This window comes from Cellulomonas sp. P5_C6, assembly GCF_054049635.1.
Map to the genome: position 1 here is coordinate 1 of NZ_JBFULZ010000146.1, position 10,342 is coordinate 10,342.

Here is a 10,342-nt window from a genome sequence, read left to right on the forward strand (position 1 = left end):
AGGCCGCCGCCGACCTGGCGATCACCCTGAAGTTCATCAAGCCGCACTGCCCGTGGACGAACGGCAAGGTGGAGCGCCTGAACCGGACCCTGGCCGCCGAGTGGGCCTACTCCCAGGTGTTCACCAGCAACGCCGAACGCGCCGCGCTCTTGCCGACCTGGCTCGAGCACTACAACCTGGAACGACCCCACCTCGGCATCGGCGGCCAACGCCCCATCGACCGCGTCAACAACGCTCCGGGTCAGTACAACTAGACCAGGGACCGGACGACCGCGGCGAGGGCCRCGGGGTCGTCGTGCTGGACGAAGTGGCCGACGCCCGGCAGCACGAGGACCTCGACGCCGAGCCGGTCGTGCAGGGCCCGGGCGGCCTCGTGCCGTGCGGGCGGCGACAGCTCTCCGACGGTGACGACGACCCGCCCCTGCCCGGGCAGGAGCGGCGCCGGCTCGAAGCGCCGGAACATCGCGAGGTCCCGCGCGACCGCGCCGGGGTCGGCCGGAGCCATCGTGGGCCGCCACGACGGTCCGTACAGGGCCGTGCCGAAGCCCGGGACGCCATCGGCGGCGTAGCCGGCGACCACGTGGTCGAGCAGGCCGGGCACGAGCGACCCGACGGCGGGCTCGTGCAGGACGGCACCCGCCAGGACCTGGGAGGACGCCAGCGCGAGCCCGAGCGTCGCGCCCCCGCTGACGCCGACGACGACGCAACCGGCCGGGTCGAGCGCGGCCAGCTCGACCGCCAGCTCGCCGCTGCTCGGCCGGTCGGGCGCGACGACCTCGAGCCCGTCGGCGCGCAGGAGGCGGGCCAGCGGCGCCCAGACCTGCGACGTCGTCGCGGCTCCGTGCACCAGGAGCACGCGGGAAGTCGGCATGGCGTGAGCGTAGGCGGCCCGGGGAGTGCTCCCGCAGGTCAGACACGTAAGCGTTACGTGTGTCGTCAGTGTCCGAAACATCACACTCCTAGTCTCCGAGCATGGATACACGCTCGGATACCGCTCTGGATACGGAGCGAGACCGCCTGCCTCGGAGCCGTCGATGACCTCCGACGCCGTCGCCCGCGCCAGCAGCCGGGTGGGCAAGCCCGCCGCCCTGCTCGAGGTGCGCAGCCTGTCCAAGCGCTTCGGTGAGGTGCAGGCCAACTGGGACGTGGACCTGACGGTCCTGCCGGGCACCGTGCACGGCCTCATCGGCGAGAACGGTGCCGGCAAGAGCACGTTGCTCAAGATGATCTACGGCGTCTACACGCCCGACGAGGGGCGCATGTTCGTCGACGGGGCGCCGGTCGCGCCGGGCAGCCCGGCGGACGCGCGGGCGCTGGGCATCGGCATGGTGTTCCAGGACCTGCGGCTCGTCCCGGCGCTCAGCGTCGCGGAGAACATCGCGCTGGCGTTGCCGGACGGCCCCAGGCTGCGGCTCCCTCAGCTGTCGGCGCGCATCACCGAGGCGTCCGAGGCCTACGGGCTGGCGGTCGACCCGTCGGTCAAGGTCCGGCACCTGTCCATCGGCGAGCGGCAGCGGGCCGAGATCCTCAAGGTGCTGATGACGGGTGCCCGCCTGGTCATCTTGGACGAGCCCACCAGCGTGCTGGCGCCGCAGGAGGTCGAGTCGCTCTTCGGCACGGTCGCGCAGCTGCGGGACCGGGGTCTCGGTGTCGTCCTGGTGACGCACAAGCTGGGCGAGGTCCGGGCGATCGCCGACCAGGTCACCGTGCTCCGCGGCGGGCAGGTGATCCTCAACGCGGAGGACCCGGGGAACTTCTCGGACGCGGAGCTGGTCGAGGCGATGGTGGGCCGGCGCGTGCCGCCGCTGGCCGTCGAGCGCGTCGCGGTCCCCGAGCGGGGGCGCGCGGTGCTGGAGCTGCAGGGTGCCACGGCGCTCGGTGACCGCGGGCACGTGGCGCTCAAGGGCGTGGACCTCGAGGTGCACCCGGGGGAGCTGGTCGGCGTGGCCGGTGTCGCGGGGAGCGGGCAGAAGGAGCTGTGCGAGGTCGCCCTCGGGCTCCGGCCCGTGACCCACGGCTCGGTCCGGGTGGGGGACTCGGCGGACGGGCTCACCGCGCGGACCGCGATCGACGGCGGCGCGGTCGCGGTGCCGGAGGACCCGGTGGCGGACTCGGTGGTCCCCGGGCTGACCGTTCTGGAGCACATGGTGCTCGACGGCCGCCGGGCGCCCCGCAAGGGGTTCGGCATCGACTGGCAGGCCGTGGGGGCGCGGACCGCGGTGCTCGACGAGCGCGTCGGCCTGCACATGGCCCCGACCAAGCGGACGCTCTCGTCGCTGTCGGGCGGCAACATCCAGCGCGTCCTGCTCACCCGCGAGCTCGGCCAGGACGCGTCGCTCGTGGTCGCCGCGTACCCGAGCCGGGGCCTCGACGTGGCGAACACGCGGCGCACGCAGGAGCTGCTGCTCGAGCACCGGGCCCGCGGGGCCGCCGTGCTCATGGTCTCGGAGGACCTCGACGAGCTGATCTCCGTGGCCGACCGGATCGCCGTCATGCACGACGGACACCTGGTGGGCGTCGTCGACACCGCCGGTGCGGACCGGATGTCCATCGGACGACTGATGCTCGGAGGCGTCGCATGAGCCAGGACGTGACGAAGGAGGCCCCGCCGGCCCCGGCGCCGCCGCCGGCCGCGGCGGAGGTGAACGACCCGCAGGCGCGGCTCAAGAGCGGCGGCTACACGCTGCTGCGCTGGGTGGGCGCGCTCATCGCCGGGCTGGTCGTCTTCGGGGCGTTCGTGCTGGCCAACGGCGCGGACCCGATCGCCGTCTACGCCGACATCTGGAGCTCGACCCTGACCCAGTCGGGCCAGTTCCAGCAGATCATCCTGCGGGCGGCGCCCATCGCGCTGGCCGGGCTCGCGGTCGTCGTGCCGGCCCGCGCCGGGCTCGTGAACGTCGGCGGCGAGGGCCAGCTGATCATCGGCGGCATCGCGTCGGCGGCCGTCGCGCTGTGGCTCACGCCGATCGCCTCGCCGTGGCTGGTGATGCTGCTCATGATCCTCGCGGCGATGGTCGCCGGGGCGGCGTGGGCGGGCATCGCGGCCGCCATGCGGATCGTCGTCAAGGTCAACGAGGCGGTCACCACGCTGCTGCTCAACTACGTCGCGCTGTACTCGATGCTCTTCCTCATCCTCGGCCCGTGGAAGGACCCGGCGGCGCTGGGGCAGTCCACCAGCGTCGAGCTGAACGACGCGATGAAGCTCCCGGTGTTCGCCGGCACGGCCATCCACGTGGGGGTCGCGCTGGCGGTGATCGCGGCGCTCGGCGTGTGGTTCGCGCTGAGCCGCACGACGTGGGGCTTCCGGCTGGCGGTCGTCGGCGGCAACTCCGAGGCCGCCCGCCGCGCGGGACTGCCCGTGGTCACGCTGCTGCTCACGGCGCTGCTCATCGGCGGCGCCCTGGCCGGCCTGGCGGGCTACATCCAGTTCGCGGGGATGGAGTACAAGCTGCGCCCGACGTTCGGCCTGACCATCGGGTACGTCGCGTTCCTGGCCAGCTGGCTCTCGCGGCACAAGCCGTTGCCGCTGCTCCTGGCGTCGCTGGTGCTGGCGGCGATCGCGGTGTCCGGCAACAGCCTGCAGATCGGTTCCGGCCTCCCGGCCGCGACCGTCAACATCCTCATGGGTCTGGTGCTGCTGGCCGTCCTCGGCTGGACCGGCCCGCGGAAGGTGACGTCGTGATCATCGACATCCTGGCGGGGGCGGTCCGCGGCGGCACGTCCATCATGTACGCGGGCCTGGGGGAGACCGTCTCCGAGCGCGGCGGCGTCATCAACCTCGGGACCGAGGGCGCGATGCTGCTGGGTGCGCTCGGCGGGTACGCGGTCACGGCGCAGACCGGGAGCCCGTGGATCGGGGTGCTCGGCGGCGCGCTGGCCGGCGCCCTGCTCAGCCTCGTGCACGCGATCCTCGTGGTGAGCCGGGGCGCCAACCAGTTCGCCAGCGGGCTGACGCTCTACTTCCTCGCCCTCGGCATCACGTCGCTGTTCGGCGTCAGCTACGTCAGCCGCCAGATCAACGCGTTCACGCCGGTGCCCGTGCCGGGCCTGAGCGAGATCCCGGGGCTCGGGCCGATCCTGTTCGACCACGACCCGCTGGTGTACCTCGCGTACGTCGCCGCGCCCGTCATCTGGTGGGTCCTGTTCCGCACGCGGGTCGGGCTGCTGGTCCGGACGGCCGGGGAGCGCAAGGAGGCTCTCGAGGTGAACGGCTACAGCGTCAAGGCCGTCCGGTACGGCGCGACGATCGTCGGCGGGGCGCTCGCGGGCGTCGGCGGTGCGCACATCTCGATCGCCTACGCCAACAGCTGGTTCGAGAACATGATCGCCGGCCGCGGGTTCATCGCCGTCGCGCTGGTGATCTTCGCGATGTGGAACCCGATCCGCATCATGGCCGGCGCCTACCTGTTCGGCGCCGCGCTGTCGCTGGCCTCGGTGCTGCAGACCTCCGGCATCGCCGTGAACCAGTTCGCGCTGAACGCGGTCCCGTTCGTCCTCACGCTCGTCGTCCTGGCCGTCCTGGGCCGCCGCACGATGCTCGCGGCCCCGGACGAGCTGCTCAAGGTGTTCGACAACAGCCGCACCACCTGACCCTCCCCCTCCCTGCAGGACCTCCGGAAGGATCACCATGCGCATCTCCCGAACAGCTCGCGTCGCGCTCGTCGCGGCGGTGCTGGCGGTGCTCGCCGCGTGCAGCCCCGCCGCCTCGTCGCCCACCTCCGCCGGCTCGGGGCCGGCATCCGACTCGGCCCCCGGCGCGGGTGCCACGACGGTCGGCGTCATCGCCGTCGGGCCCAAGGACGACTTCGGCTACAACCAGGCCGTCTACCAGGGCGTCGAGGCTCTGCGGGAGAAGTTCCCGGACATCAAGGTCCTCGACGCGTACAACATCCCCGAGGACGACACGGCCGCGACGACGATGGAGAGCATGGTCGCGCAGGGGGCGACCATCCTCTTCGCCACCAGCTACGGCCACCTCGACGCGGCCAAGGAGGTCGCAGCGGCCCACCCGGACGTCGTCGTCGTCCACCAGGGCGGCCTCATCGACCCGGTCCCGGCCAACATGGGCTCGTACTTCGGCAGCGTCTACGAGCCGGTGTACCTGGCGGGCATCGCGGCGGGTGCGGCGACGAAGACCGGCAAGCTCGGCTACGTCTACGCCATCCCGATCCCGCAGACCCTGGCCAACATCAACGCCTTCACGCTGGGCGCGCAGTCGGTGCGTCCCGACGTGGACGTGACCGCGGTCTCGACCACCAGCTGGTGCGACCCGGCCACGCAGGCCGACCGCGTGGCGTCGCTGCTCAGCTCGGGCGTCGACGTGGTGACCCAGCACCAGGACTGCACCAAGACGATCATCGAGGCGACCGAGGCCGCCGGCGCGTACACGGTCGGCTACCACGCGGACGCCTCGTCGCTGGCCCCGAAGGGCTGGCTCACGGGCTCCGAGTGGAACTGGGGACCGCTGTACTCGGACATCGTCCAGACGGCGATCGACGGTGACTTCACCGGCAGCGAGTACAACGCCAACTACCGCGCCAACATGGCCGGCGGCGCCAACCCGTTCGTGGCCTCCCCGTTCGGGCCGAGCGTCACGGACGACACGAAGGCGCTGATCGCGGCCGCGACCACCAAGATCGAGGGCGGGTGGAGCCCGTTCACCGGCCCGATCACGGCGCAGGACGGCACCGTCAAGGTCGAGGCCGGGGTGACCCCGCCGATCGAGACCATCGAGCAGATGGACTACTTCGTCCAGGGCGTCACCGGCACCCTCTCCTGACCGTCGCCGGGGCCGGTCCTCGCGGCCGGCCCCGGCCACCACCCTGGGAGACCCCCATGCACGTCACCGGCGCCACGCCGTACCCCTGGCCGTTCGACGGCGACCTCGGCGGCCCGGGCACGGCCCTGCTCGTCGTCCTGCCCGTCGGCGTCGACCCGCCCGCCGCGATCGACCCCCTGGCCGAGGCGGTCCGCGGCATCGGGGGCCGCGTCATCGTCGTGCGGACCACCGCGCCCGCGCCCGGCACCGACCGGTCGCCCGGCATCCCGGGGGAGGCGGCCCCGGGGGTCGCCGACCTCGACCTCACCGCGGGTGGGGTCGACGGGTTCTACGCCAGCGACCTCGACCTCGTGCTGCGGACCGGCCGGGTCCGGCGCCTGCTGTTCGCCGGCGTGGGGCTGGAGACCTGCGTGCACTCGACGATGCGCGACGCGAACGACCGCGGGTACGAGTGCCTCCTCGTGCTCGACGCCTGCGTGCCGATCGATCCCGACCTCGTGGCCGCCTCGGTGTCCAGCATCGAGATGTCGGGCGGCATCTTCGGCGCGGTCGGCACCGTCGCCGCCGTCATCGACGCCCTCGCCACACCCGTCCTCGTGCTGACCTCAGGAGACCTGTGATGACCGACCAGCTGACCACCGCGACCACCACCTTCGGCCCGGTCGAGGCCGACCCGTACGCGTGGCCGTACGACGGCACGTTCTCCGCCGCGACGACCGCGATCCTCAACATCGACTGGCAGCGGGACTTCTGCGGTCCGGGCGGCTACGTCGACGCGATGGGCTACGACCTCGAGCTGACCCGCGCCGGCCTGGCGCCGACCGCGGCGATGCTGGCGGTGGCGCGCGAGCTGGGGTTCCACATCCTGCACACCCGCGAGGGCCACCGCCCGGACCTCTCGGACCTGCCCGCCAACAAGCTGTGGCGCTCGCGGCGGATCGACGCCGGCATCGGGGACGTCGGGCCGTGCGGCCGGATCCTCACCCGGGGCGAGCCGGGCTGGGAGATCGTGCCCGAGGTCGCGCCGTGGCCGGGGGAGCTCGTCATCGACAAGCCGGGCAAGGGCTCGTTCTACGCCACCGACCTCGACCTGATCCTGCGCAGCCGGGGCATCACGCACATCATCCTCACCGGCATCACCACCGACGTCTGCGTGCACACCACCATGCGCGACGCCAACGACCGGGGCTACGAGTGCCTGCTGCTGTCCGACTGCACGGGCGCGACCGACTACGGCAACTACCTCGCGGCGCTGAAGATGGTGACGATGCAGGGCSGCGTGTTCGGCGCCGTCGCGGACTCGGCGGCCCTGCTGGCCTCGCTGGCGAACCCGCTCCCGGCCTGATCACGAGCGGGCGCCGGCCGCCCGTTCTCTCCGATCCCTGCAAGATTCTCCCGATTCTCTTGCTGCAAGTTGCTGCAAGCGGATACGGTCGGCGACACCTGCCCCGCACATCGACGTGCGGGGAGACGAAGGAGTCGCCATGTCGCCCGCCGACGCCCCCGTCCGTCATCCCTCTCGTGTCCTGGCCGCGCTGACCGCCCTCGCGGTCGCGGGGATCGGGCTCGCCGCCGCCGTCGCACCCACCCCCGCGCAGGCCGCCGACCGCACGGTCGCCCTGGTGGGGGACCTGCAGACGGAGCTCGGGTGCGCGAGCGACTGGCAGCCCGACTGCACGCAGACGGAGCTCGCCCCGACGTCGACAGCGGGGGTGTACTCCGCGGACTTCACGGTCCCCGCCGGCACCTACGGCTACAAGGTCGCGATCAACGACTCGTGGGACGAGGCGTACGGCAAGAACGGCGGCGCCGACAACATCCCCCTCGTCGTCGACGGACCCTCGAGCCTGCGGTTCACGTTCGACGACACCACGCACCGGATCGCCGTCACCCCGCTGGACCTGGGCGCGGGCTACACGCCGGCGGACGACGCCCTCGTCGCGGCCCCCGTGCGCGACCCCGGCGCCGACCAGCAGTTCTACTTCGTCATGACGGACCGGTTCGCCGACGGGGACACGTCGAACGACACCGGCGGCCTCACGGGCGACCGCCTCACCACGGGCTTCGACCCCACGGACAAGGGCTTCTACGAGGGCGGTGACCTGGCCGGGCTGCAGAGCAAGCTCGACTACATCCAGGGGCTCGGCACCACGGCGATCTGGCTGACCCCCTCGTTCAAGAACAAGCCGGTGCAGGGCACCGGCGCGGACGCCTCCGCCGGGTACCACGGGTACTGGATCACGGACTTCACGCAGATCGACCCGCACCTGGGCACCAACGCCGAGCTGCAGACGCTGATCGCCGACGCCCACGCGCGCGGCATCAAGGTCTACTTCGACATCATCGCGAACCACACCGCCGACGTGATCTCGTACGCCCAGAACGAGTACACGTACATCGACCAGGCGACCACGCCGTACAAGGACGCCAGCGGCACGGTCTTCGACCCGCACACCTACGCGGGCACCGACAGCTTCCCGACGATGGACCCGGCGACCAGCTTCCCGTACACGCCGGTGATCGCCCCCGCGGACGCGAACGTCAAGGTCCCGGCCTGGCTGAACGACCCGACGCTCTATCACAACCGCGGCGACTCGACGTACTCCGGGGAGTCGACGACGTACGGCGACTTCTCCGGCCTGGACGACCTGATGACCGAGAACCCGACCGTGGTGAACGGGTTCGTGGACGTCTACGACCAGTGGGTCGACCTGGGCGTCGACGGCTTCCGCATCGACACCGCCAAGCACGTCAACTTCGAGTTCTGGCAGAAGTTCACGACGGCGGTCCGGGCGCACGCGTCCTCCGTCGGCAACCCGGACTTCTTCATGTTCGGTGAGGTGTACGACGCCGACCCGGCCAAGCTCTCGCCGTACCTGCGGGACAGCGACATGAACGCGGTCCTCGACTTCACGTTCCAGGCGGCGGCCAGCGGCTACTCCAACGGCTCGTCCTCGGCGTCCGCCCTGAGGTCGCTGTACGCGGGCGACGACATGTACACGACGCCGACGACCAACGCCCAGGCCCTGCCCACGTTCCTCGGCAACCACGACATGGGGCGCATCGGGCACTTCGTCGGCAACGCCACGAGCCCGGAGCAGCGCTCGGAGCTGGCGCACTCGCTGATGTACCTCACGCGCGGCCAGCCGGTCGTCTACTACGGCGACGAGCAGGGCTTCGTCGGCGCCGGGGACGGCACGGACAAGGACGCGCGGCAGTCGATGTTCGCCACGCAGGTGCCGGAGTACGCCAACCAGAACCTGCTCGACGGCACGCTCGCCGGCTCGGTCGACCGGTACGACACCGGCTCCGTGCTGTACCAGCACATCGCGGAGCTCGCGGCTCTGCGCAGCAGCTCGCGTGCACTGCAGGACGGCGCCCAGATCGAGCGGTACGCCAGCGGCGCGGTCTACGCGTTCTCCCGGGTCGACGCGACCGAGAAGATCGAGCACCTCGTCGCGACGAACAACGGCGCCACCCCGGCCACGGTCACCATCGACACCCTCACCCCCGGGGCCACGTTCGCCCCGCTGTACGGGACGACGACCAGCGTGACCGCGGCCGCGGACGGGAAGGTCTCGGTGACGGTCCCCGCCCTGAGCGCGATCGTGCTCAAGGCCGGGACCACGGTCGGCGCCCCCGCGACCGCCGGCAGCATCAGCGTCACGGTGCCCTCCGCGGGCGCCGGGCTCTCCGGGCTGGTGCCCGTGAGCGCCGACGTGGCCGACGACGTGTGGAGCCAGACGTCGTTCGCCTACCGGGTGCTCGGCGACACGACCTGGACGCCGCTCGGCACGTCGGAGACGACGTCTCCCCGCGTGTACCACCAGGTCACGGGCCTGCCCGACGGCGCCATCGTGGAGTACCGCGCCGTGACGGTGGACGCCGCGGGTCACAGGTCGGCCGCGTCGACCTTCGCCGGCGTCGGCGGCGCGATCGACGGCGTGGTGCCGGACACGGGCCCGGTGCCGCCGACGTCGGTCTCCGTGCCCGGCAGCCACAACAGCGAGCTGGGCTGCGCGGGCGACTGGCAGCCGGCCTGCGACGCGATCCAGCTGACCGCGCGCCCGGACGGCATCTGGTCCGGCACGTTCACGCTGCCGGTCGGCAACTACGAGTACAAGGTCGCGATCAACGGCAGCTGGGACGAGAACTACGGCAAGGGCGGCGTGAACAACGGCGCGAACGTCCTGTTCTCGGTGACGATCGCCGGCCCGGTGACGTTCTACTACGACCCGGTGACGCACTACTTCTCGTCGACCGCGCAGGGCCCGATCCTCACGGTCCCGGGCTCCGTCAACAGCGAGCTGGGCTGCCCCGGCGACTGGCAGCCGGACTGCATGAAGACCTGGCTCCAGGACCTGGACGGCGACGGGACGTACACGTTCACCGCGGAGGTGCCTGCCGGCAGCTACGAGGTCAAGGTCGCGCACAACCTCGGATGGGACGAGAACTACGGCGCGGGCGGCGTCGCGGGCGGCGCGAACATCCCGTTCACCGCGCCCGGCGGCAAGCCCGTGACCTTCTCGTACGTCCTGGCGACGCACGTCCTCACCATCCAGG

The 10,342-nt window shown here is 71.9% G+C and carries 9 protein-coding genes; 8 read left to right on the top strand and 1 reads right to left on the bottom strand.

The genetic code is table 11. The features are described from left to right. The coding region (locus tag ACXJKG_RS15195) for an integrase core domain-containing protein (protein ID WP_456846585.1) at positions 1-254 on the top strand (254 nt) is incomplete at its 5' end. Here the strand turns inward: ACXJKG_RS15195 and ACXJKG_RS15200 are convergent. Beyond that, positions 251-871 carry an alpha/beta fold hydrolase gene (locus tag ACXJKG_RS15200; protein ID WP_456846586.1) on the bottom strand — a complete coding sequence of 207 codons (621 nt, stop codon included), beginning with the start codon at positions 869-871 and terminating at the stop codon, positions 251-253. The two genes, ACXJKG_RS15195 and ACXJKG_RS15200, sit on opposite strands and share 4 nt — an antisense overlap. 163 nt (positions 872-1,034) lie before the next feature. Here ACXJKG_RS15200 and ACXJKG_RS15205 point away from each other — a divergent pair, with 163 nt between their 5' ends. From ACXJKG_RS15205 to ACXJKG_RS15235, 7 genes are all read left to right on the top strand, one after another. After that, entirely contained in the window at positions 1,035-2,582 is a 1,548-nt protein-coding gene (locus ACXJKG_RS15205) for an ABC transporter ATP-binding protein (RefSeq protein ID WP_456846587.1), read from the top strand. Continuing rightward, on the top strand, positions 2,579-3,682 hold the full coding sequence (locus ACXJKG_RS15210; RefSeq protein ID WP_456846588.1) for an ABC transporter permease: 1,104 nt from the start codon (positions 2,579-2,581) through the stop codon (positions 3,680-3,682). The genes ACXJKG_RS15205 and ACXJKG_RS15210 overlap by 4 nt, the downstream gene beginning before the upstream one ends. After that, complete coding sequence (locus tag ACXJKG_RS15215; RefSeq protein ID WP_456846589.1) at positions 3,679-4,590, top strand: ABC transporter permease; 912 nt, start codon at positions 3,679-3,681, stop codon at positions 4,588-4,590. The genes ACXJKG_RS15210 and ACXJKG_RS15215 overlap by 4 nt, the downstream gene beginning before the upstream one ends. A gap of 37 nt (positions 4,591-4,627) precedes the next feature. Further along, entirely contained in the window at positions 4,628-5,779 is a 1,152-nt protein-coding gene (locus ACXJKG_RS15220; protein WP_456846590.1) for a BMP family ABC transporter substrate-binding protein, read from the top strand. A 56-nt stretch (positions 5,780-5,835) separates the two neighbouring features. Then, positions 5,836-6,399, top strand: coding sequence for a cysteine hydrolase family protein (locus tag ACXJKG_RS15225; RefSeq protein WP_456846591.1), 564 nt, complete (start codon positions 5,836-5,838; stop codon positions 6,397-6,399). Then, on the top strand, positions 6,399-7,124 hold the full coding sequence (biuH, locus tag ACXJKG_RS15230; protein ID WP_456846592.1) for a biuret amidohydrolase: 726 nt from the start codon (positions 6,399-6,401) through the stop codon (positions 7,122-7,124). The genes ACXJKG_RS15225 and biuH overlap by 1 nt, the downstream gene beginning before the upstream one ends. A gap of 139 nt (positions 7,125-7,263) precedes the next feature. Beyond that, the coding region (locus ACXJKG_RS15235; RefSeq protein WP_456846593.1) for a pullulanase X25 domain-containing protein at positions 7,264-10,342 on the top strand (3,079 nt) is incomplete at its 3' end.